The following is a 22390-nucleotide window of genomic DNA, read 5'->3' on the forward strand; positions in this document are numbered from 1 at the left end:
GAACTAGTTGCGGCGGACCGACGTGGCGATCACGGTGACAGCGTGCTCCACCGCGTACACCGGATCACGGGACAGGCCCTTGACCTGAGCGTCCGCTTCGGCAGTCACCTGGATCGAGCGGACCAGGCCGTCCGGCGTCCAGCGGCGGACGTCCCGCTGTGCCTGTTCCACCAGCCACGGCTGCATGCCCAGTTGCCGCGCGATCTGGGCCGAAGAACCCTGCGCACCGGCAACTTTCGCGACCGTACGGAGTTTGGCGGCCAGGGCAGCCACCAGCGGAACAGGGTCCGCGCCCGTTGCAAGGGCGTGCCGCAGCGTGGAGAGCGCCAGCGGGGCGTTGCCTGCCAACGCGGCGTCGGCGACTTTGAAGGCCGTCGCCTCGATCCGTCCGCCGTAGTAGCGGTCCACCATGTCCGTATCAACAGCTGTGGCAGCGTCCGCGATGAGCTGGCTGCATGCCGCGGCGAGTTCCGAGAGGTTGGCACCCACCGCATTGACCAGCGCATGGACGGCTTCCGGCTCGATCCGGCGGGAGGCCGCGCGGAATTCCGCTGTAACGAACGCTGACTTGTCGGCGTCCTTCTTCAACGGCTGGCAATCGACCACCGGCCAGCCGGCCGACTTGATGGCATCGAGCAGTTTCTTGCCCCGGACGCCACCCCCGTGGCGGACCACCAGGACGGCGTCCGGTTCGGGGTTTGCCAGGTATTTGAGGGCATCTGCCAGGAACGCGTCATTCATGGCTTCCGCGGACTCCACCTCGATCAGCTTGGATTCGCCGAACAGCGACGGGCTGACGTTCATGGCGAGGGAGCCGGGCTCGTAGCTTCCCGCGTTGAGCCTGGTGATTTCAACATCGGGGTGGGCTTCCCGGACCTGTGACCTGATGCGGTCCATCGCGCGGATGCCGAGATACTCTTCGGGCCCGCCGATCAGCACCACAAGGGCGGGGGTCACATCGCGCCACGTGGCCGTCGCCGACGTCGCCGGCTTGGATCGTGCTTTTTGCGCAGCGGCCACTCTTGGTTCCTCCCGGACATCGGATTAATACCTCTAAGACTCCCACGGCCGCGGCGCTCGTCCAAGCCGGCGGATGGCAGCCACAGCTCCAGCAGATCGCTGGTCTTTTGATGCAAAGCCAGGACCAGCCGCCACACCGCACGGGGGTGCAGAATGGCCCAGAGCATCAGCACGATGCAGGCCGAGAATGACGCCATGGTGGCCGCGCCGAACGGCCCCTCCGGCCACGGCAGGGCTGCACCGGGCAAGGCAGCGAAGAACCTGGCAACGGCAGCGACTCCGGCCGAGCAGACACCCGCAAATGCGATGGGAACGGTAGCCAAGCCCGGGGCAAGTGGCACCACCGGGACGGCGGCGGTACCGAGGGTGGTCACCGGTGCCACCAAGGGTGCCGCCACCATGTTTGCAAGTAGCGCGTAAGACGAAAACTGCGGCTGCAGCAGGACTATCACCGGCCCGCAAAAAAGCTGTGCGGACAGCGGGACGGCAAGGCCGGCGGCCAGCCAGCGCGGGACAACGGGTGGCAGCCATTCCATCATCCGCGGCCCGGCCACCACGATGCCGAGCGTTGCCAGAACGGACAGCAGGAAGCTGAAGCTGGTCCCGAGCGCCGGATCTGCCACGAGGAGACCGATCACCGCGAGGCTGAGGAAACTGAGTCCGCGTCCGGTCCGGCCACCGGACAGGGACACCAGTCCGATCGCTCCCATGAGCGCTGCGCGGAGGACACTCGCGTCCGGACCCACCATCAGGACGAACAGTGCCAGGCCGCCGAGGGCAACTGCGGCAGCAGGAGCTCTGGGGAGGCGAAACGTTCTGGCCGCGAGCAGGAGGGCCCCCAGGATGAGGCTGCAGTTTGCCCCGCTGACAGCCGTCAAGTGGGTCATTCCCACGGTTTTCATGGCACTCTCGAGCTGTTCATCAAGGAAGCTCGTGTCACCCGTGACCATACCGGGCAGCAGGCCGCGGGCATCCCCGCCGATCCATTCCGCAGCCGCCGCGAAACCTTTTCGCAGGGCTCCGGGCCCCTCCTGCAACACCGAAGCGGCAACCGTGGTGACCGGGCCCGTGGTGGCGGCCAGGGTGCCCGCCTGCGTTTGGCCGTCTTCGGCCGGCCTCAGCTTCCCAGTCGTCCGGATCCGCTCGCCGGGGACCACGTGCTGCCACTCTGCTCCGCCCACTATCAGCAGGCGGGCATCTCCCCTGATGAAGGCGCCCTTGGCAATGATCCCGAACGCCGTGGCCTGGACTGCCCACCGGTCCGACCCCGCGCGGCCGGGAACCTTGAGCTGGCGCGGCGGCCCGGCGATCTCCGCCTCAACCACCACGGCAGCCCCGGCCGTAACGGCATCGGCCACAGGCCCGTCATGTTTCTGCGATGCGGCAATCGCCGAGTGGGACGCGACGGCTGCCGCCAGCAGCAGGGCACCAGTCAGGGTGGCCAGGAAACTGCGGGCTACTTTCCCAGTCCCGGGGACGCGGCGGCGTCCACGGCGGATCGCCACAAGCAGCACGGCGGCCGCCAGGAGCAGTCCCCCGATCAGGACGCTGAGCGCCGGGAGCGGCAGCCAGACGCCCGCGACGGCCGCCGCCCAGGCGAGGAGGGCGGGAGGCGCCAACCGTAGGTCGGTCCGGCGCCGCGGCCTGTCGCCGGTTCCGGACGCAGTAACTTGCCTTGTGCCCCCTGCCCTTTCCCCGGGCCCGGGAAGCAGGAGTGCGGCAAGCCTGCCGCGCAGTCCTGCCGATGTCCGCGGCAGGATATCCCTGATCCCGGCGGCGCGGACAGCCGATCCTGTTTGTGGTGCAGCCACCGAGTCTTGCGTAGCCTGCGGCAGCAGCGGGTTGGCGGCGTCCCGCTCACCCCGGACGGCGTCCCGCTCACCCCGGACGGCTGCGTCGACGAAGCGCTGCCAGGGACTGGGCCTGCCCATCTCAGGAGATCCGCACTAGGGGCAGCAGCGCTTCCAGCATCTTGGGCCCAACGCCGTCCACGGCGTCCAGTTCTTCAACGGAACTGAACCTCCCATGTTCCTTGCGCCAGTCCACGATGCGCTGGGCCAGGACGGGACCCACGCGTGGCAGAGCGCCCAGTTCCTCTGCGGACGCCGAGTTCAGGTCGATTTTCGCGCCGTCCGCTCCCGGTTCGCCGGATCCTGCTCCGGACCCGCCGTCGCCGGCCCCGGTTTCGCCGGCTGCTGTCCCGGGGGCATCTGCCGGATCGCCAATCTGCGGAACGTAAATCTTCTGGCCGTCAGTCAGCACAGCGGCCAGGTTCAGGCGGTTGAGGTCCGCCCCGGGGCCGCTGCCACCCGCCGCGGCGATCGCCTCGTGGATCCGGCTGCCCGGCGGCAGTTCCACAACACCTGCCCTGTTCACCGCCCCCGCAACATGGACCACGATTTTGGCGCCGGATGTGGCATTCGAGGCCTGCCCTCCACGTTGCGGGCCGCCGGCCTCCGCGGGTCCGGCACCAGCATCTCCTTCCGGCTGCCCGCGCGCGTCCGGACTGCTGACATCGCTGAGAGGCACCACGTGGGGACGGCTGACTGCAACGTCCCACCAGAACCATCCGCCCAGCAGGAGACTGAGAATGCCCAGCACTACCGCAACCCGGAGTCCGGTACGCCACCTGATATTCGCCGGCGCCGGCGTCCCGGTAGCGGCGGACGTGTCGATGCCTCCGGATGCCGGCCGCGCACCGCCGTCGTACGTGAAGGTCTGACTGTCGGGAGTTCCGGCGACGTGCTGCAGGAGTCCCGTCAACCCTGCGTTCCCGGTCTCCGGCGCAGTTCCGTCATCACCGGCGCCGGCCGGGCCAAGGGAAGCAGTCAGGCGCCGCCGTGCACGGGTGGCCGCGGCAGGTGCTCCCGCTTCCGCGTTCCGGCGTGACATACAGCCCACGCTAGGAGAACAATCCCGGAACAGACAGTGGGAACGGCCGTATGTGGAAAGCGCAGCGCGCCACACCTCCCGATCGCGAATAGGGCTTTTCGCCATTCACTGGAGATATTGACCCGACGGCGGCTCAGGTTTACGATTTTGCCCGGCCTCCGAAAATCGGGGGCAGGTCTGAGCGATGGGGGCGGTCATAGTGTCGAAAAAGTCTTTGCTCTTTTCCGGTTGCGGAGTGGGTCTGGTGCTGGTGTTTGCGGCCGGGGCGGTGCCGGCAGGCGCCGCAAGCAGCGACGGTACGCAGTTCACCGAAACCTCCTCGTGCATCACGGATGAGGTCTCCGGCTGGACGTTCTGCCAGACGGGCTCGGAACGCCACATCGAGGTCCGGACGCCCAGCGGAGTCGCCGTCTTCCAGGGAAGCGGCCAGGTCAGCGCCACCCAGACTTCCCCGGACGGCGAAACAATCACCGTGGACAACACGCACAAGTTCGTCAGCGTGTTTTCCTACTACGAAAGTCCCTGGTCCTTCGATCCGAATGTCATCAAGACCGGCGCAACCAGCGTCTATTCCTTCCCGGACGGCGCCACCTGCACCGTTGTGTCGGACAGCATCAGCGTCCTCGAGAAAAGCCTCTACAACCGCGACACGGTGACCTGCAGCCCCTGAGCCGGTTGGTATAGGAAGGCTACTTCTGGTAGGTGATGTAGGCCTCGTACTGGACACGCCAGGAGTCCGGGGCCTTCGGGTCGGGAACCGTGGTGGTGAGGAACTGGACGCTGGTTACCTGGCCTTTGAGATACTTCAGCCAGTTGGTCACTTCCTCCGACACGTCCTTGTCGAACTGCGCCACGTGGTGCACCTGCATTGTCATGGGAGCCTCCTTGCTCGGCGGAGAGCTTGCTCGGTGGGGAGACTGTACTACCGGCGCCGCTATTGGGCCAGAGCGGGTTCCTTCTGCGGCGTGCTGCTCTCCCCCACGATCACGGCGAGGACCCCCAGTCCCGCGTGGGCGGCGAGGACGGCCGGAAGCGAACTGATCTGCGCCGGGGGCACGTCCGGGAGCGAGGCCGCAAGCCTGTCCGCCAGCTCGGCGGCTTCCCCGGGGTTGCCGAAATGGTGGACCGCCAGGCGGGCCTGGCCGGACGACCGTCCCGCGGCATCGGCAACCACGATTTCCTCGAGCCGTGCAACGGCCCGTATGGCCGACCTGACCTTCTCCAGCGGAACGATCTTCCCGTCCTCCACGGCGAGGATCGGCTTGATGGCAAACATCGTGCCCCAGAGGGACGCGGCCGCTCCGATCCGGCCACCGCGGCGCAGCTGTTCCAGGCTGGGGACATAGAAATACACTTTGGTGCGGGTCAGCCGTTCTTCGGCGAAGGCGCGCACTTCAGCTGCTGCCCGGCCGTCGGCAGCCGCGATCACTGCACTCTGCACGCCCATGCCCAGCGCCATGCCCACCGTTTTCGAGTCGACCACTTCCACGGGGATGTTCACGCGGGACGCGGCGAGCCTGGCGGAGTCGGCAGTGCCGGAGAGTGCTCCGGAGATATGCACGGAGACCACCGCTTCGAAGCCGTGGCGCTGCGCCGCAAGATACGCCTGCTCGAACTGGCCGGGCGACGGGCGTGACGTCTTGACCGGCGTGCCCGTGGCCAGCGCCACCGCAATGGTCTCGGTGATGTCGTCTTCGCCTTCGCCGTAGATCTCCGGCCCCACCATCACGGGCATGGGAACCACGGTAAGCCGCCCGTCGGCGGCGAAGTCCCTGACCCAGTCGGCAGGAAGGGCGGCGGCGGAATCGGTGACCACCGCGGTACGCACGACGGCGGCCGCCTCCACTGCTTCGGGCGCGGATCCCGATGCAGCTCCCGTTCGGGAAGACTGCCGCAGGCGGATCAGCCGTTCCTTCAGCCACGGCCAGCCGGGCGGCTCACGGTCGTTCACGGCGTCCCCCTGCTGTCCGGTCGAACCTCATGGCCGGCCGCCGGCAATACCGGCGGCCGGTGCCCCGGCTACGCCGAGACGATGTTGACCAGTTTAGGGGCACGCACGATGACCGTGCGGATACCCCGCCCGTCGAGGGCGCGCTGGACGTTCTCCGACTTGAGGGCCAGTTCCCGCAGTTCGTCCTCGCCGATCTCCGGGGAAACCTCGAGGCGGTCACGGACCTTGCCCTGGACCTGGACCACGGCAGTCACTGTTTCCTGTACCAGAAGCGCTTCGTCGTGGGCGGGCCAGCCGGCATTGGCGACGGAGGCGGGGTGCCCCAGAACGTTCCACATGTCCTCGGCTGTGTAGGGCGCAAACAGGCTCAGGATGACGGCCACGGCTTCCACGGCTTCGCGGACCGCCGGATCCGCCCCGCCTGCCCCTGAAGCTGCATCTATGGTCTTGCGGGTCGCATTGACCAGCTCCATCAGTTTGGCCACCACCACGTTGAACTTGTTGCTGTCCAGGAGCGCGGCGGCGTCGGCGATGGTGCGGTGCGTGACGGACCGCAGGGCGCGGTCTCCCTCGGCGGGGTCCGTGCCGGGCGTGCTGGTGACGTCCTGTGCCAGGCGCCAGGCCCGGGCCAGGAACTTCGCAGAGCCCGACGGTGAAACGTCCGCCCAGTCGACGTCGTCCTCCGGCGGGGAGGCGAAGATCATGGTGAGGCGCACGGCGTCCACGCCGAACTTGTCCAGCTGCTCGCCGAGGTCAACACCGTTGCCCAGGGACTTGCTCATGGCCTTGCCCCCGTTGAGGACCTGGCCCTGGTTGAGCAGGGCGCTGAATGGCTCATCGGCGTCGATCATGCCCAGGTCGTGGATGACCTTGGTGAAGAACCGCGCGTACAGCAGGTGCAGGATGGCATGCTCCACGCCGCCCACATACTGGCCAACGGGCATCCAGTCGTTGATCTTCTCAGGATCGAAGGGGCCCCCGGTGTACTGCGGGGAAACGAACCGCAGGAAGTACCAGGACGAGTCGACAAACGTGTCCATGGTGTCAGTGTCGCGCTTTGCGGGACCGTGGCAGTTGGGGCACTCAACGTTGACCCAGGCCTCGACAGCGGCCAGCGGGGAGGTGCCCTTCGGGGACAGGTCTTCGCCGCGCAGGTCGGCCGGCAGGGTGACGGGCAGCTGCTCGTCAGGTACAGGAACCTCACCGCAGGCAGGGCAGTGGATGATCGGGATGGGCGTGCCCCAGAAGCGCTGGCGGCTGAGCAGCCAGTCACGCAGGCGGAAGTTGACGAACTTCTCGCCCGTGCCCTGCTTTTCCAGCATGGCGATCGCTGCCGGAATGGCTTCGGACTTGGGCAGCCCGTCCAGGCTGCCGGAGTTGATCAGCGTGCCCTCGCCCGCGGTGGCCGTTCCCGTCACGGCGGGGTCGTCCTCGCCGGTGTCCAGCACTGCACGGACAGGCAGGTCGAACGTCTTGGCGAAGTCGAGGTCGCGCTGGTCGTGGGCAGGAACAGCCATGATGGCGCCCGTACCGTAGTCTGCCAGCACGTAGTCAGCGGCCCAGACCGGCAGCTTCTCACCGTTCAGCGGGTTGACGGCGTACCGGCCGGTGAACACGCCGGTCTTCTCGCGCTCCGTGGACTGACGTTCGATCTCGGACAATGCCTTGACCTGCTCGCGGTAGGCATCCAGGTCGGCAGCGTGGGCCTCGGTCACCAGTTCAACGGCCAGCGGCGCGTCGGCCGCGACCACGAAGAACGTGGCGCCGTACAGCGTGTCAGGACGGGTGGTGAAGACCGTGACATCCTTGGCGGGCTTGCCGCCGTCGGCTTCAATGACGAAGTTGACGTGGGCACCTTCGGACCGGCCGATCCAGTTCTTCTGCATCGCCAGGACCCGCTCGGGCCAGTGGCCGCGCAGTTCGTCCATGTCGTCCAGCAGGCGGTCGGCGTATTCGGTGATCTTGAAGTACCACTGGTTCAGGGACTTCTTGGTCACGGCGGTGCCGCAGCGTTCGCACGCACCGTTGACCACCTGTTCGTTGGCCAGCACGGTCTGGTCCTTGGGGCACCAGTTGACCGGTGAATCCTTGCGGTACGCCAGGCCGCGCTCGTAGAAGCGCTTGAACAGCCACTGGGTCCAGCGGTAGTACTCGGGATCCGACGTGTGCAGGCGCCGCGACCAGTCCGCCGAGATGGCGTAGCGCTTGAAGGACGCCGCCTGGGTGTCGATGTTGGCGTAGGTCCACTCGCTGGGGTGTGCATTGCGCTTGATGGCGGCGTTCTCCGCCGGCAGGCCGAACGAGTCCCAGCCGATCGGGTGCAGGACGTCGAAGCCCTTCTGGCGCAGGTAGCGCGCGACGACGTCACCCATGGCGAAAGCTTCGGCGTGACCCATGTGCAGGTCGCCTGAGGGGTAAGGGAACATGTCGAGGACGTAGCGGCGCTCGCGCGAGCCATCATCGACCGGCGTGAACACCTTGAGGTCTTCCCACACCTGCGGCCATTTGGCCTCCATCGCGGCGAAGCTGTAGGTGCCCTCCTCAGGGCCTTCCGTCGCGACTGCTGCTGTTCCGGTCTCTGTCTCCGGCTGAACGCTCACTGCTGCCCTCTTCTGTTCTGTACCGCTTTTCGTACGGCCCCGGCGTCCTGTCCCGCCCCGGCCCCTGACCCCCTGCTTGCGGCCGGGAGATAACCCCAGACACACAAAAGCCCCTCGACATGGAGGGGCGGCCGCTCGGCAATCCGTATTTGGTCGGGATACCGGGCGGCTAGCTAAGCAGAAGGATCGCACGCATAGAACTACTTTAGCGCACCTCCAGCGCCCGCTAAACGTAAGTCGCCACGAGCGGCTGAAGTAGGCAGGTGCGCGAAGAGAGGGGCCGGTGACTCCCCGCCATGGTGTGGTGGGCACCGCGAAGCGGGCGGGCGGGAGTCACCGGCCCCTCTCTCATTTCAACTCACGCCTACTTCACGTCCTCGTCGACCCAGTCCATGGACTTCGTGACGGCCTTCTTCCACAGGCGCATCTGGCGGTCCCGCTCGGCCTCGTCCATCTGCGGTTCCCAGCGCTTGTCCTCGGACCAGTTGGCCGAGCACTCCCCCAGGTCCTTCCAGAAGCCGACGGCCAGCCCGGCGGCGTAGGCGGCACCGAGGGCCGTGGTTTCCACAACCTTCGGACGGATCACCGGAACGCCCAGGATGTCCGCCTGGAACTGCATCAGGGCGTCGTTGGCGACCATGCCGCCGTCGACCTTCAACTCCGTCAGCGGAACACCGGAGTCCGCGTTCACGGCGTCAAGCACCTCACGGGTCTGGAAGGCGGTAGCCTCCAGCGCCGCACGGGCAATGTGGTTCCGGTTGACGAAGCGGGTCAGGCCCACGATGGCGCCGCGGGCGTCGGACCGCCAGTAGGGTGCGAACAGTCCGGAGAACGCCGGCACGATGTAGACGCCGCCGTTGTCCTTGACCGCCGCGGCCAGCGTCTCCACTTCCGGGGCGCTGCTGATGAGGCCGAGGTTGTCCCGCAGCCACTGGATGAGGGATCCGGTGACGGCGATGGAACCTTCCAGCGCGTAGTGCGGGGCGGCGTCTCCCAGCTTGTAGCCCACGGTGGTCAGCAGGCCGTTCTTGGAGTGGACGATTTCCTCGCCGGTGTTGAAGATCAGGAAGCAGCCCGTGCCGTAGGTGTTCTTGGCCTCGCCGGCGTCAAACGCCGCCTGGCCGAACGTTGCCGCCTGCTGGTCGCCCAGGATACCGGCAACCGGCGTTTCGCGGAGCAGTTGTGAGGTGTGGACAGTGCCGTAGACCTCGGAGGAGGACTTGATGGCCGGCATCATTGAAGCGGGAACGCCGAAGGCATCCAGGATCTCCTGGTCCCAGGAGAGTGTGTCCAGGTCCATGAACATGGTCCGCGAGGCGTTGGTGACGTCGGTGACGTGCACGCCGCCGTCCACTCCGCCGGTGAGGTTCCACAGCACCCAGCAGTCCGTGTTGCCGAAGACGAGGTCGCCGGCTTCGGCCTTGGCGCGGGCACCTTCGACGTTGTCCAGGATCCACTTGATCTTGGTGCCGGAGAAGTACGTGGCCAGCGGCAGGCCCACCTTCTGCTTGAAGCGCTCCGGCCCGCCGTCTTTGGCCAGTTCATCCACGATGTCCTGGGTCCGGGTGTCCTGCCAGACAATGGCGTTGTAGACGGCCTCACCGGTGGTCTTGTCCCACACCACGGCCGTTTCGCGCTGGTTGGTGATGCCGACGGCGGCGATGTCGTGCCGGGTCAGGTTCGCCTTGGACAGTGCGGAGGCAATGACCTCGCGGGTGTTGTTCCAGATTTCGGCGGGGTCGTGTTCCACCCAGCCGGCCTGCGGAAAAATCTGCTCGTGTTCCATCTGGCCGGAGGAGACGATGCTGCCGCTGTGGTCGAAGACGATGGCGCGCGTGCTGGTGGTGCCCTGGTCGATGGCGATTACGTACTGGTTCATGTTGACGTCCTTGTCTGTTGTCTGAAGGGCTTGGTGGGGTTTTGTTGGTCCGCAGGAGTGATCAGGAAGCTGCCGCGGCGATGATCGGGACCACCGCTGCCACGGCGCCGGCCAGGCCGCCGCCTACCAGCGGCCCGACAACCGGGATCCAGGAGTAGCTCCAGTCGCTGGAGCCCTTGCCCTTGATGGGGAGCAGTGCGTGCGCGATGCGCGGGCCAAGGTCACGGGCGGGGTTGATGGCGTAGCCGGTGGGTCCGCCGAGGGACACGCCGATGCCGACAACCAGCAGGGCCACGGCGAGCGGGCCCAGGCCGGAGGGGGTGCCGCCGAATGTCAGGATGACGAAGACGAGCACGAACGTGCCGATGATCTCGGTGATCAGGTTCCAGGGGGTGGAGCGGATGGCGGGGCCGGTGGAGAACACGGCGAGCTTGCTGGCGGGTTCCGGTTCGGCGTCAAAGTGCTGCTTGTGGGCCAGCCACATGACCACGGCGCCCAGGAACGCGCCCAGGAATTCACCGCCGAAGTAGGTCAGCGTGGATGCGAAGTCGACGCTGACGCCGGGAGCATACTCCGCCTTTCCGTTGACCAGCAGGCCAAGGGTCACGGCCGGGTTGAGGTGCGCGCCGGACCTGGCGGCGACGTAGACGCCGGCGAACACAGCGATGCCCCACCCCCACGTGACCATCAAGAATCCGCCGTTGTTGCCCTTGGTGCCTTTGAGCGCGACGTTTGCCACAACGCCGCAACCCAGCAGGGTAAGCATTGCGGTTCCGAATACTTCGGAAAGGAAAACAATTCCAAGAGACATCTTTGACTCCTCTATTTTCTGTTGTCAGCCCCTGGGAATTTGAGGGGCTGTGGGGCCGGCATCGTTGTTGCGATGCCGGCCGGCTGCTGCGCCGGGTGCTCCTCCAGCGGAACCGCGCAGCCCTTGCGCCCGGGCATCGCCGCCCGGGCACGCAAGCTTTCTAAGCGACCAGGCTGTGGACCTGGACGCCGTGGAAGCGTTCAAGCACCTCCTGGGCATAGCGGATTTCGGCTGTTTTGGCGGCGGTGTCCCAGCCCAGCGGACCAGCGAGGACGTCCGCCACCTCGTTGAGGAGCTCGCCGGTCACCAGCCCTCGGAAGGCCAGGGAGGTGCGCCGGATCAAAACGTCGACGAGGTGTCCCACCTGTTCGTTCCGTGCCATGAACTCCAGTTCGCGGACGCTGAGTTCCCGGGTGGAGTGCAGGAGCCGGTCCGGTCCGGCGTCGAGGTACCGCAGGACCTCTTCGGCGCGGGTTCCGTAGCGGGTCAGCAGTCCGGAGATCCGGTCGGCGTCGCGGCCGGCGGACATATGCGCCTTGATCCACTGCTGGATTCCCGCGTCGGTGTCCGGGAATCCGGCGCCGCCGCCGATGGCGAGTTTCGCCGTCGAAATCTTCCGCTCCAGGCCCAGTTCCTTGAGTACGTCATTCGTGAGGTGCTCGGCCAGCGCCCGGAAAGTCGTCCATTTGCCGCCCACCAAACTGAGTACGACGGCGCCGCTGCCGCCCGCTGCGGTTTCCTGCCCGCCGGCCCTTCGTTCGATCCGGTAGTCCCGGCTGACGAAACCGGGCTGGGTGGCGTCGTGCTTCGGCAGCGGGCGGACGCCGGCGAAGGTGTAGACGATCTGGTCCCGGTTCACGGTGACGTCCGGGAAGACGTGGCCGATCAGGTCGAAGAAGTAGTCGATCTCGGCGTCGGTGCAGACGGCATCCTCGGCCATGTCCGCGTCCACGTCGGTGGTGCCCACAAGGACGCGGTCTCCCATCGGATAGATGAGGACAATCCGGCCGTCGGTGTGTTCAAAGAAGATTTCACGGCCGTTGCAGGCTTCGAGGAGCTCAGGGTGGTCCAGCACGATGTGCGAGCCCTTGGTGCCGCCCATGAAGGCGGACGCGGCGCCCATGGCCTGGTTGGTCAGGTCCACCCATGCGCCGGTGGTGTTCACGATAACGTCCGCCGTGAAGTCGAAGACCTCTCCGGTGAGCTCGTCGCGCAGCTTGACTGTGCTGCCGCCGGTCGGGCTCGTCGAATTCCCTGCCGCGCCGCCCATGGAGAGGAGCGAGAGGTAGTTGCTGGCCCGTGCGTCGCTGTCGCCGCTGGCGCCGGCCTTCTCGCCGTCCTGGAGTACATCGAGGGTAAGGCGCTCGGGGTTGTGGACCGAGGCATCGAAATAGGTTGCCGCGTATTTGATGCCCGGGTGCAGGCGCGGCAGCTCCGCCAGGGCGCGCTTCCGGCCGCGGAACTGGTGGCGCGGAACCGTCCCGCCGTCGCGTGAGAAGAAGTCGTACATACTCAGGCCAAGCTTGATCAGGAAGGCACCGCGTTCTTTCGGTTTGCCCTGCTGCTTGTGGGTCAGGAACCGCAGCGGCGCGGACAGCACGCCGGAGAAGGTGCTGAAGATGGGGATGGTGGTCTGGAGCGGTTTGACGTAGTGGGGAGCGATGCGCAGGAGCCTGTTGCGTTCGACGACGGACTCCTGGACCAGCCGGAACTCACCGTTCTCCAGGTACCGGATTCCGCCGTGGATCATGTGCGACGATGCACCGCTGGCCCCCTGGCAGTAATCCCCCCGTTCAACGAGCGCAACGTCGACGCCCTGTAGTGCAAGGTCGCGGAACGTGCCGACTCCGTTGATCCCGCCGCCGATGATCAGGACTTGCGCGCGGGGCCGCTTGCGCAGGCCCTGCACTGATGACCGCTGGCTGCTGGAGGCCGGATGGCCTGATGAATCGTTGGTTCCCAAATCTGCTCCTTTGGGTTTGGTCCTGTGCGGCGCGCCTCACAGCGCGGCGCCGTTCAACACTATTGTTTGGAGTAATGGAAAATGGAGTCAAGCACTATGCACAAACGTGCAGAACGGAAGCCGAATGCCGCGCTCACGCCACTCAGAAGCCCTCAGGGCTGCACAACTGTATTACCTCCAGGACCTGACGATGGACGCCATAGCCAGGGAGCTCAGGACCTCAAGATCCACGGTTTCACGGCTTCTTTCGGCTGCCCGGGAGACCGGGCTGGTCCAGATCCAGATCCGCAATCCGCTGGACACCGGTCCGGAACTGGAGAACATGATCAGGGCCCAATACCGGGTGGATGTCCACGTGGTTCCGGTGGTGGACACACTGAATGAGGCGGAGACCCTTGACAGGGTGGCCATGCAGGCTGCAAGGACCATCGGCCCGCTTGTCGACTCCAACGCCATCATCGGGGTCGCCTGGGGCTCCACGCTCAGCGCTGTCAGCCGGCACCTCACACGGAAGATCACGCATGACAGCGTGATCGTCCAGCTCAACGGCGCCGGCAACATGCAGACCACCGGCATTACCTACGCGAGCGACATCATGCGCAGGTTCGGCAGCGCTTATGGTGCACGCGTTGAACAGTTTCCCGTTCCCGCCTTCTTCGACCACGCCGCCACCAAGACGGCCATGTGGAATGAACGCAGTGTTCAGCGCATCCTTGAACTGCAGTCGCGCATGAGCATTGCCATCTTCGGCGTGGGATCTGTGGATGCCGACTACCCGAGCCACGTCTATGCGGGCGGCTACCTCGATGAAAGCGACCTCAACATCCTTGCCAACTCGGACGTGGTGGGGGACGTGGCCACGGTGTTTTTCCGGGGCGACGGGTCCTCTGACGGCATCACGCTCAACGAAAGGTCCACCGGCCCTGCGCTGGCACAGTTGCGGCAGGTCCGGCGGCGCATCTGCGTCGTTTCCGGGGCTTCGAAAATTAACGGGCTGCGCGGCGCCCTGGCTGCTGGGCTTGCCACGGACCTGATCCTGGATGAAGCGACCGCCCGGCGCCTGGTGAGTATCGACGGGCTGTCCTGACGCCTGCCGCCAGCCACGCCCGGCTTGTCCAGGGGAGGATGGCCGCGCCGAGTCGGTAGAGTCAGTGCTATGAAAAATTCGCCCCGGCTGAGCCTTAATAACGGTGTGCTGATCGACCAATTGGGCTTCGGGCTCTATAAAGTTCCCCCGGCTGACGCTGCCGGCCTGGTGACCATGGCGCTCGAGGCCGGTTACCGCCACTTCGATACGGCCGCCATGTACGGGAATGAAACCGGCGTAGGCAAGGCCATCGGGGGGCTCGCCGGCTTTGCCGGAGGCGGTACGGCAGGAGGCTCCGGCGAGGCGGCACCATCGCTCTCCCGCGAGGACCTCTTCGTCACCACGAAGGTGTGGAACGAGGACCATGGCTACGACGCAACGATGCGGGCATTCGACACTTCCATGTCCAACCTGGGAATGGAGTACGTTGACCTCTACCTCATCCACTGGCCATGTGCCCGCCGCGGACTTTTTACTGAAAGCTACCGGGCCATGGAAACCCTCTACCGCGAGGGCAAAATCCGCGCAATTGGCGTGTCCAACTTCCAGCCTGCCCATCTGGAGCACCTGCTGGAGACCGCCGAAGTGGTCCCCGCCGTGAACCAGATCGAGCTCCACCCCTGGCTGCAGCAGGAGGAACTCCGCCAGCTGCACGCCCGGCTCGGGATCCGCACCGAGGCCTGGAGTCCCCTGGGCCGGGGCAAGGTGCTGGAGGATCCCGTGGTCCTTGAGATGGCGGCCGCGTACCGCCGGACTGCCGCCCAGATCATCCTGCGCTGGCACGTGCAGCTGGGCAACGTGGTGATCCCGAAAGCAAGCTCCTACGCCCGGATCCGCGAAAACCTGGACGTCTTCGGCTTCGCGCTGAACGACCATGACATGGCCGCACTGGCCGCACTGGAACGCGGCCAGCGGACAGGCTCCCACCCGGACAGCGTCAACTAGGATTCAACACCATGGAAAAAGTGGACACCGGACCGGCGCAGGCTCCGCCCCTCTTCAGCGGGCAACTCGACGACAGGACGCGGGCCGCCAGCGTGGACCTGCACGGCTGTAACGTGGACTACTGGGTCTACGAACCGGTCAGCGTGACGGCTGAGACGAGGACCGTCCTGGTGATCCACGGCTTCCGCGGTGACCACCACGGCCTGCTCCGGGTCGCGGACCAGCTCCCCGACATGCGCCTCATCATGCCGGACCTGCCCGGTTTCGGCAGTTCGGACGCGTTTACGGACGGCGAACACAGCGTCAGGCGGTACGGGCAGTTCATCAGCGACTTCATGGCAGCCCTGGGCCTCGGTCCTGACACGGTGCTGCTGGGACACTCCTTCGGATCCATCATTGCCAGCCATTTCGTGGCGGCGAACCCCGGGGCGGTGTTCCCGCTCATCCTCATCAACCCCATCGCCGCGCCGGCACTGGAGGGGCCCAAGGGGGTCATGACCAAGCTGGCTGTCCTCTACTACGAGGCCTCCGCCAGGCTCCCCCGCGCAATGGGCCTTTACCTCCTCCGCAGCCGGCTCATCGTAAGGGTCATGAGCATGGCCATGGCCAAGACCAGGGACAAGCAGCTCCTGCGCTTCATCCACGGGCAGCACAACGCGTACTTCTCCGCGTTCGCCAACAGGGACAGCCTGCTTGAATCCTTCAAGGCATCCGTCGGGAGCAACGTATCCGACGTTGCCCCGCTCCTGTCACTGCCGGTACTTCTGGTAGCCGGCGAGAAGGACGAGATCGCGATGCTTCCGGACCAACACAAGCTGAAGGCTCTGCTGCCGGACGGCACCCTGGAGGTCATTCCCGGCGTGGGGCACCTCATCCACTACGAGACACCCGAACCCGCCGCCGGCTACATCAGACGCTTCCTGAAGGACCATCCCGCGTGAAAATCATTATTGACGCCCGCTTCACCCGCCTGGACCACCACGACGGCATCAGCAGGTATGGCGCCAGCCTGATCGCGGCAACGGCCAAAATTGCCGACGTCTCGATGCTCATCAGCGACCCGAGGCAGCTGGCCCTGCTCCCGGACGTGCCCTACACGCTGATCAACAGCCCGCTCTCGCCCGCGGAACTGTTCGTGGCTGCCAAAGTCAACAAGCTGGGCGCCGACGTTGTGGTCTGCCCGATGCAGACCATGGGGACGTTCGGCCGGAAATACGGCCTGGTGCTCACACTTCACGACCTCATCTACTACGAGCACCCTGCCCCGCCGGGCTTCCTGCCGGCGCCGGTCCGCGTGCTCTGGCGCCTGTACCACAAGGCGTACTGGCCGCAGCGGATGCTCCTGAACCGGGCGGACGTGGTGGCCACCATCAGCCACACCACAGAGGCCCTGATCGCAAAGCACCGCCTCACCCGGCGGCCGGTCCGGATTGTGGGGAACGCCCCGCAGCACGGCCATACGCCGCGCGATCCCGGCGCCGGCGCGGACCGGACCCTTCTCTACATGGGCTCGTTCATGCCATACAAGAACGTGGAAACCATGGTGCGCGGGATGGCCGGACTGCCCGACATGACGCTCCACCTCCTCAGCCGCATCACGCCCCAGCGCCGGGCGGAGCTCGAGGCCCTGGTGCCGCCGGGTGCCGACGTCGTGTTCCACAACGGCGTGACTGACGCAGAGTATGAGGAACTCCTGGCGCGGACAACGGCACTGATCAGCCTTTCGCGCGCGGAGGGTTACGGACTGCCGCTCGTGGAGGCGATGTCCCACGGCACGCCCGTCATCGCCAGCGACATCCCGATTTTCCGTGAAGTGGGGCACGACGCCGTGAGTTACGTCCATCCGGATTCCCCGTCGGAGTTCGCCGAAGCGGTCCGGAGGCTGGAGGAGCCCGAAGTGTGGAAGGCGCTGTCCCGCCGTTCCGTGGAACGGGCTGCGGAATTCAGCTGGGACCACTCCGCCCGGCAGCTGGTGCAGTTGGCCGGGGAAGCCGCCGCGATCAACCGGCGCTGAGGCCGGGCCGCTACGGTCCCCTGCTACAGGACGTCCACTCCGTCGAGCCTCAGCTGGACGGGATCGTCGCTGCGCCGCGCTGCCGCCGCCGCCTTGACCGCCCGCATCACCCGCGTCGCCTCGGCCGCCTGGGCGTACGGAATGAACAGCAGGGTCCGGACGTCCTCGCCCGCCTCCCGTCGGGGCGCCCGTGCGTCCTGCAGCACCAGGGGCGCCGGCCCGGCCGTGCGAAGGTTGATGCCCTGCCTCGCCAGCTGCTGCTCTATGGCCTCGGAAAAGTGCACGACGGCGGTCCGGCCGCCGGTTACGGAGGCGATCCTGACTGCCGGGGGCAGCTGGAGCTCCTGCCGCAGTGCAAGCTCACGCCGGGCGTATCCTCCGGCATCCCAGCGAAGCAGCGCGCCGACGCCGGCGGTGTCATCGGCGGTGATCACAACCAGCCCGCCCTCGCGGGCAGGCTTGACGAGCGCTGCGGCGTTGAACCAGCGCCGGACGGCGTCCTCCCCCGCCCGGAGGTTTTCGCGGCGCAGCAATGAATCTCCATCCAGGAGCAACGCCGCGGCATACCCCCCCGCTGCCACCGGCTCCGCTCCAACCGTCGCCACTACGAGGGACTTTGTGTCCGGGACCGCGGCTTTGACGTGGTCCCCTGACGAAGTGACCACAGGTTTGCCGGGAAACGCCCGGCCCAGTTCCTCCGCGGTGCGCAGCACGCCGGTGGCGGAACGGCGCAGCCTGGGGCTGCTGCAGTGGCTGCAACGCCACTCCGGCGCGGAAGCGGAACACCAGCGGCACTGCGGCACGGCTGAGCTGCCGGCGGCACCGGCAACAGCAAGGGGTCCGCTGCAGGCAGTGCACCGGGCCGGTTCCCGGCAGGAATCGCAGACCAGCGACGGCGCATAGCCGGACCGGGCCACCTGGACCAGGACCGGACCGCGCTCCAGGCCTTCCTTCGCGGCACGCCAGGCCGCGCCGGGCAGCCTGGCGATCCGCGCGAGGGGGTCGCGTTCCTGTTCGAAGCTGTCCGCCGTATTCACGACGCGCGGCACGGTGTTGCGGACTTCCTGCCGGTCGGCTTCCACCGGCCGGGCCCAGCCCGCCTCCACCAGCCGCTCGAGTTCGGTGCTGCGTGTGTGTGCGGCCATAAGGCACGCCGCACGTTCCTGTTCCGCCCGCAGGAGCAGGATTTCGCGAGTATGGGCGTAGGGCGACCGCTGTTCGATGTGGAGGTCGTCGCCGTCGTCCCAGCACACCACAAGGCCCAGGTTGTGCACGGGAGCATAGGCCGCCGAACGGGTACCGACCGCCACCCCGGCGCTGCCGGTGAGCACGCGCAGATAGTTGCGGTAGCGGGGCGTCGGACCGTCGTCAGCGGTCAGCCTGGCGATATCTTCCCGGGGAAGGAGGACGGCCAGCGCCTCCTCGACGCGGTCCAGGTCACGGTAGTCCGGAACCACCACCACGGCACCCCGGCCCGAGGCGCGGACGCCCGCCACGGCTTCGGCGATGAGCGCGGGCCAGCCGGATGGTCCGAAGCCCTGCAGTGCGCTCAATACCGCCCGCGGCGACTCGCCGGACTCAAGGTGCTGGAGGAATGCCGTTCCGCTGACGTAGCGGGACCAGTTCCCGGGTGCCTGGTCCCGGGCCGCTTCGGGTCCCGGGTCCGCTGCGGCGCCGGACGCGGCAGGGCTTGCGGAGAGCGTGCCTTCTGCGGCCAGTTCCTTCTCGAGCCGGGCAACCCGCGGCGGAATGGCCACGCGCAGCACGTCGCTGATGGTGCCGGCATACCGGGCGGCAACTCTGCCGGCGAGTTCGGCCAGTTCCGGAGTGAGGACCTGGACGGGCGAAACCACCTTGTGGAGCGGCACGAGCATGTGCCCGGCGTCGGATTCGGCTATCCGGTCCAGGATGTAGCCGCTGAGTTCCTGTCCGTTGAATTTGACCTTGACGCGCACACCCGGCTGCGCGGCGTCGTCGAACGCCGCGGGCACGCTGTAGTCAAAGGGCCTGTCCAGGTGCGGCAGCGAGGACTCGATGAGCACCCGGGCGACGGGCAGCCACGATGCGAGAGCGGGACCGCCAGGACTTTGCGGGCGGCCGGCCGGGAAGCCCTGGAGCAGGGACAGCTGGAGCGGCTCTTCGGTTGCCGATGCGTCGCCGGGAAAGGAAGCGATGGGACCAACCTCCGTTCAGCATCCTGCCAGTTGTGGCGCCAATGGTTCCGTTGCGATGAATGAAGCGCCCTCAGCCGGAAAGCACTGTAGCAGGGCCGCCCGGACGGGGGCCCTGCTACAGCCAAACACGTGGCACCGACAATAATCGGTCCTCAGGCGTTGAAGAACGCCTTGAGGTCGTCCACGCGGTCAAGCCGTTCCCACGTGAAGTCGGGATCGTCACGGCCAAAGTGTCCGTGCGCCGCGGTCTTGGCATAGATGGGCCGCTTGAGGTCCAGTGCGTCGATGATGGCACGGGGACGCAGATCGAAGATCTCCGAAATCGCGGCACTGATGCGCTCAGGGTCCACAGTTTCCGTGCCGAAGGTCTCGACGTAGGTACCCACGGGGCGGGCCTGGCCGATGGCGTAGGCGATCTGGATTTCGGCCCGCTTGGCAAGTCCTGCGGCAACTACGTTCTTGGCCACCCAGCGCATGGCGTAGGCCGCCGAGCGGTCAACCTTGGACGGATCCTTGCCGGAGAAGGCGCCGCCGCCGTGGCGGGCCATGCCGCCGTAGGTGTCCACGATGATCTTGCGGCCGGTCAGGCCGGCGTCGCCCACGGGGCCGCCGATAACGAACGCACCTGCAGGGTTAAGGATGTTGTGGGTCCGGGAGATGTCCAGGTTTGCGGCAGCCAGTACGGGATTGATCACGTGGGTGGCGAGGTCGGCGCGCAACTGCTCGAGGCTGGCGCCTTCCGCATGCTGGCTTGAGATCACGATGGTCTCGACGGAGACGGGCCGGTCACGGTCGTAGCCGATGGTGGCCTGGGTCTTGCCATCCGGGCGGAGGTAGGGAAGCTCGCCGTTCTTGCGAACTTCGGTGAGCCGCTCCGAGAGGCGGTGTGCGATCCAGATCGGCACCGGCATGTAGGAGGGCGTCTCATCGCTGGCATAGCCGAACATCAGGCCCTGGTCCCCGGCGCCCTGGAGGTCGTAGTCGTCTTCCTGGCGGCCTTCCCGGGCCTCCAGGGAATTGAACACGCCGCCGGCGATGTCGTTGGACTGCTGGCCGATGGACACGGACACGCCGCAGCGGGCACCGTCAAAACCGTTGGCTGAGGAGTCGTAGCCGATCCCCAGGATTGTCTCGCGCACGATCTGCGGGATCTCCACGTAGGCGTCGGTGGTGACTTCGCCCGCCACGTGCACCAGTCCGGTGGTGGCCAGCGTCTCAACTGCCACGCGGGACTCGGGGTCCTTCGCCAGCAGGGCATCCAGGATCGCATCGCTGATCTGGTCGCAGATCTTGTCCGGATGGCCTTCAGTCACGGACTCCGACGTGAAGAGGCGAAGGGATGGCGGCGTCGCGCCATGGGATGCGGGAATGTGCAGCGGTAAAGTCACTCAACTACCTTACTGGTTGGGAATCGGTCAGGTCTCAGCATGTGTCCCCCTGCTAAGGAGGCCTTGCACACGCCGGTCTCTGAGTCTCCGGAAAACAGTTTCGCGAAAATCACGATCGTGGGAAGACGCGGCTCAACTCGGAGCTGATGCGGTCAATGACGGCGGCCGCAACATCATCCTTCGAACCGGATGCTGCCTGTGGTTCGGAGCCGGAGCGGGAAAGGATGACCACCGAATTCCGGTCCTGCCCGAACACCAGCCCCTCGCCCACATGGTTGACCACCAGCAGGTCGCAGCCCTTCTTGCGCAATTTGGCTTCGGCGTAAGCCAGCACATCCCCGTGGGCGTCGCCGGTTTCGGCCGCAAAACCCACGATCAGCTGTCCGGGCTTGTCCACCCCGCGGACCTCCACGAGTTCCTGCAGGATGTCCGGGTTGCGGAGCAGGTTGATCACCGGGTCGGCGGTATCGTCACGCTTCTTGATCTTGGTGTCCGAAACATCCGCGGGCCGGAAGTCCGCCACGGCGGCGGCCATGATCACGACGTCGGAATCGGCTGCCGCGTGCAGCGCCGCTTCCCGAAGCTGCAGCGCTGTTTCGACGCGGACCACCTCGACGCCGGCGGGTGCCGGCACGTCCATGTGGGCGGCGAGCAGCCGAACGGTTGCGCCGGCATCGCGGGCTGCCACGGCAAGCGCCACTCCCTGTTTACCGGAGGAGCGGTTGCCGAGGAAGCGGACCGGATCCAGCGGTTCGCGGGTGCCGCCTGCGCTGATGGTGACGGTGCGGCCGGCCAGTGGCAGCTGCCCGGGTATTCCGCCGTCCTGCATCAGTGCCATGGCGGCTGCGAAGATGGCCTCGGGCTCGGGCAACCGGCCGGGACCCGAATCGGAGCCGGTGAGCCGGCCGCTCGCTGGTTCGAGGACCGTGACGCCACGGCGGCGCAGTGTTTCCACATTGGCCTGCGTGGCGGCGTGCAGCCACATTTCGGTATGCATGGCAGGTGCCATCAGCACGGGACCGCTGGCCATCAGCAGCGTGTTGGTCAGGAGGTCGTTGGCGTGGCCGCCGGCGGCACGGGCCAGGAGGTCGGCTGTGGCCGGAGCCACCACGATGAGGTCCGCCTCGTGCCCCAAACGAACATGGTTGACCGACGGAACGTCGTCGAAGACGCTGTTGCTGACGGGGTTCCCGGACAGGGCCTCCCAGGTGGCCACTCCCACAAAGCGGTTGGCCGCCTCTGTGGGAATCACCGTGACGTTGTGTCCGGCTTCAGTAAAAAGCCGGAGGAGCGATGCCACCTTGTAGGCGGCAATCCCTCCCCCGACTCCGAGGACTATGCGCACGTGACCTCCGTCAACAGGCAGTCTGTGTATGTACGGAGATCTACTCTGCGGGTTCGATCGGCGTGGAAACGAGCTTGCCTTCGTTGATCTCGCGCAGGGCGATGGACAGCGACTTCTCGTTCAGCTTGGTGTCGACCAGCGGACCCACGTATTCGAACAGGCCCTCGTGCAGCTGGGCGTAGTAAGCGTTGATCTGACGTGCTCGCTTGGCACCGAAGATCACCAGGCCGTACTTGGAATCAGCTGCCTTCAGCAGTTCGTCGATCGGCGGGTTGATGATGCCTTCAAGGTTCGTGGACACGAATTCTCCAAATTCTAACG

General features: G+C 66.5%; 18 protein-coding genes. 5 read left to right on the forward strand and 13 right to left on the reverse strand.

Annotated features, from left to right (window positions below):
* Nucleotides 1–3: 3 nt before the first annotated feature.
* The 3 genes from holA to WMN78_RS17645 are packed head-to-tail and all read right to left on the reverse strand — an operon-like array spanning nucleotide 4 to nucleotide 3912.
* Complete coding sequence (holA, locus tag WMN78_RS17635) at nucleotides 4–1020, reverse strand: DNA polymerase III subunit delta (RefSeq protein ID WP_340535033.1); 1017 nt, start codon at nucleotides 1018–1020, stop codon at nucleotides 4–6.
* Nucleotides 954–2951 carry a ComEC/Rec2 family competence protein gene (locus tag WMN78_RS17640; protein ID WP_340535034.1) on the reverse strand — a complete coding sequence of 666 codons (1998 nt, stop codon included), beginning with the start codon at nucleotides 2949–2951 and terminating at the stop codon, nucleotides 954–956. Before WMN78_RS17640 ends, holA begins: the two co-directional genes overlap by 67 nt.
* 1 nt (nucleotide 2952) lies before the next feature.
* On the reverse strand, nucleotides 2953–3912 hold the full coding sequence (locus WMN78_RS17645) for a ComEA family DNA-binding protein (protein WP_340535035.1): 960 nt from the start codon (nucleotides 3910–3912) through the stop codon (nucleotides 2953–2955).
* 214 nt (nucleotides 3913–4126) lie between these two features.
* Between WMN78_RS17645 and WMN78_RS17650 the strand changes: the two genes are divergently transcribed.
* Nucleotides 4127–4582 carry a hypothetical protein gene (locus tag WMN78_RS17650; protein ID WP_340535036.1) on the forward strand — a complete coding sequence of 152 codons (456 nt, stop codon included), beginning with the start codon at nucleotides 4127–4129 and terminating at the stop codon, nucleotides 4580–4582.
* A gap of 19 nt (nucleotides 4583–4601) precedes the next feature.
* Here the strand turns inward: WMN78_RS17650 and WMN78_RS17655 are convergent, their stop codons facing one another.
* The 6 genes from WMN78_RS17655 to WMN78_RS17680 all read right to left on the reverse strand — a co-directional run bounded on the left by WMN78_RS17655 (nucleotide 4602) and on the right by WMN78_RS17680 (nucleotide 13116).
* Nucleotides 4602–4787 (reverse strand): hypothetical protein, encoded by a 186-nt coding sequence (locus WMN78_RS17655; protein WP_305941166.1) that lies wholly within the window; start codon nucleotides 4785–4787, stop codon nucleotides 4602–4604.
* Between the two features lie 59 nt (nucleotides 4788–4846).
* The gene (locus tag WMN78_RS17660; protein ID WP_340535037.1) at nucleotides 4847–5863 is read right to left on the reverse strand and encodes a DegV family protein; all 1017 of its coding nucleotides are present in this window, start codon (nucleotides 5861–5863) and stop codon (nucleotides 4847–4849) included.
* A gap of 68 nt (nucleotides 5864–5931) precedes the next feature.
* Nucleotides 5932–8463, reverse strand: coding sequence for a leucine--tRNA ligase (leuS, locus tag WMN78_RS17665; RefSeq protein WP_340535038.1), 2532 nt, complete (start codon nucleotides 8461–8463; stop codon nucleotides 5932–5934).
* A 364-nt stretch (nucleotides 8464–8827) separates the two neighbouring features.
* A complete protein-coding gene (gene glpK / locus WMN78_RS17670) occupies nucleotides 8828–10342 on the reverse strand; it encodes a glycerol kinase GlpK (RefSeq protein WP_340535040.1) in 1515 nt (504 codons plus the stop codon).
* Nucleotides 10343–10403: 61 nt separating this feature from the next.
* The gene (locus WMN78_RS17675; protein ID WP_340535041.1) at nucleotides 10404–11153 is read right to left on the reverse strand and encodes an MIP/aquaporin family protein; all 750 of its coding nucleotides are present in this window, start codon (nucleotides 11151–11153) and stop codon (nucleotides 10404–10406) included.
* A 160-nt stretch (nucleotides 11154–11313) separates the two neighbouring features.
* The gene (locus WMN78_RS17680) at nucleotides 11314–13116 is read right to left on the reverse strand and encodes a glycerol-3-phosphate dehydrogenase/oxidase (protein ID WP_340535042.1); all 1803 of its coding nucleotides are present in this window, start codon (nucleotides 13114–13116) and stop codon (nucleotides 11314–11316) included.
* Nucleotides 13117–13240: 124 nt separating this feature from the next.
* On the opposite strand from WMN78_RS17680, the gene WMN78_RS17685 reads away from it, so the two are divergent.
* From WMN78_RS17685 to WMN78_RS17700, 4 genes are all read left to right on the forward strand, one after another.
* Entirely contained in the window at nucleotides 13241–14203 is a 963-nt protein-coding gene (locus WMN78_RS17685) for a sugar-binding transcriptional regulator (protein WP_340535043.1), read from the forward strand.
* A 69-nt stretch (nucleotides 14204–14272) separates the two neighbouring features.
* Nucleotides 14273–15148 carry an aldo/keto reductase gene (locus WMN78_RS17690; RefSeq protein WP_340535044.1) on the forward strand — a complete coding sequence of 292 codons (876 nt, stop codon included), beginning with the start codon at nucleotides 14273–14275 and terminating at the stop codon, nucleotides 15146–15148.
* An 11-nt stretch (nucleotides 15149–15159) separates the two neighbouring features.
* Nucleotides 15160–16089 carry an alpha/beta hydrolase gene (locus tag WMN78_RS17695; RefSeq protein WP_340535045.1) on the forward strand — a complete coding sequence of 310 codons (930 nt, stop codon included), beginning with the start codon at nucleotides 15160–15162 and terminating at the stop codon, nucleotides 16087–16089.
* Nucleotides 16086–17162 (forward strand): glycosyltransferase family 1 protein, encoded by a 1077-nt coding sequence (locus WMN78_RS17700; RefSeq protein WP_340535046.1) that lies wholly within the window; start codon nucleotides 16086–16088, stop codon nucleotides 17160–17162. Before WMN78_RS17695 ends, WMN78_RS17700 begins: the two co-directional genes overlap by 4 nt.
* 23 nt (nucleotides 17163–17185) lie before the next feature.
* Here WMN78_RS17700 and WMN78_RS17705 read toward each other — a convergent pair whose 3' ends face one another.
* The 4 genes from WMN78_RS17705 to rpoZ form a co-directional block, all read right to left on the reverse strand.
* The gene (locus tag WMN78_RS17705) at nucleotides 17186–19336 is read right to left on the reverse strand and encodes a primosomal protein N' (protein WP_340535299.1); all 2151 of its coding nucleotides are present in this window, start codon (nucleotides 19334–19336) and stop codon (nucleotides 17186–17188) included.
* Between the two features lie 152 nt (nucleotides 19337–19488).
* A complete protein-coding gene (metK, locus tag WMN78_RS17710) occupies nucleotides 19489–20724 on the reverse strand; it encodes a methionine adenosyltransferase (RefSeq protein WP_340535047.1) in 1236 nt (411 codons plus the stop codon).
* Between the two features lie 109 nt (nucleotides 20725–20833).
* Nucleotides 20834–22069: a bifunctional phosphopantothenoylcysteine decarboxylase/phosphopantothenate--cysteine ligase CoaBC gene (coaBC, locus tag WMN78_RS17715; RefSeq protein WP_340535048.1), complete on the reverse strand. Its 1236-nt coding sequence runs from the start codon at nucleotides 22067–22069 to the stop codon at nucleotides 20834–20836.
* 40 nt (nucleotides 22070–22109) lie between these two features.
* Nucleotides 22110–22370, reverse strand: coding sequence for a DNA-directed RNA polymerase subunit omega (gene rpoZ, locus WMN78_RS17720; protein WP_011692102.1), 261 nt, complete (start codon nucleotides 22368–22370; stop codon nucleotides 22110–22112).
* Nucleotides 22371–22390 lie beyond the last annotated feature (20 nt).

The organism is Arthrobacter oryzae (genome assembly GCF_037911235.1).
GTDB lineage: Bacteria > Actinomycetota > Actinomycetes > Actinomycetales > Micrococcaceae > Arthrobacter > Arthrobacter oryzae_E.

Bases quoted from the DNA above. Each gene is read 5' to 3' on its own strand.
- WMN78_RS17685 (WP_340535043.1), top strand. From the start codon at position 13,241: ATGCCGCGCTCACGCCACTCAGAAGCCCTCAGGGCTGCACAACTGTAT.
- glpK (WP_340535040.1), bottom strand. From the start codon at position 10,342: ATGAACCAGTACGTAATCGCCATCGACCAGGGCACCACCAGCACGCGC.
- WMN78_RS17675 (WP_340535041.1), bottom strand. From the start codon at position 11,153: ATGTCTCTTGGAATTGTTTTCCTTTCCGAAGTATTCGGAACCGCAATG.
- WMN78_RS17695 (WP_340535045.1), top strand. From the start codon at position 15,160: ATGGAAAAAGTGGACACCGGACCGGCGCAGGCTCCGCCCCTCTTCAGC.
- WMN78_RS17655 (WP_305941166.1), bottom strand. From the start codon at position 4,787: ATGACAATGCAGGTGCACCACGTGGCGCAGTTCGACAAGGACGTGTCG.
- WMN78_RS17645 (WP_340535035.1), bottom strand. From the start codon at position 3,912: ATGTCACGCCGGAACGCGGAAGCGGGAGCACCTGCCGCGGCCACCCGT.
- WMN78_RS17640 (WP_340535034.1), bottom strand. From the start codon at position 2,951: ATGGGCAGGCCCAGTCCCTGGCAGCGCTTCGTCGACGCAGCCGTCCGG.
- WMN78_RS17690 (WP_340535044.1), top strand. From the start codon at position 14,273: ATGAAAAATTCGCCCCGGCTGAGCCTTAATAACGGTGTGCTGATCGAC.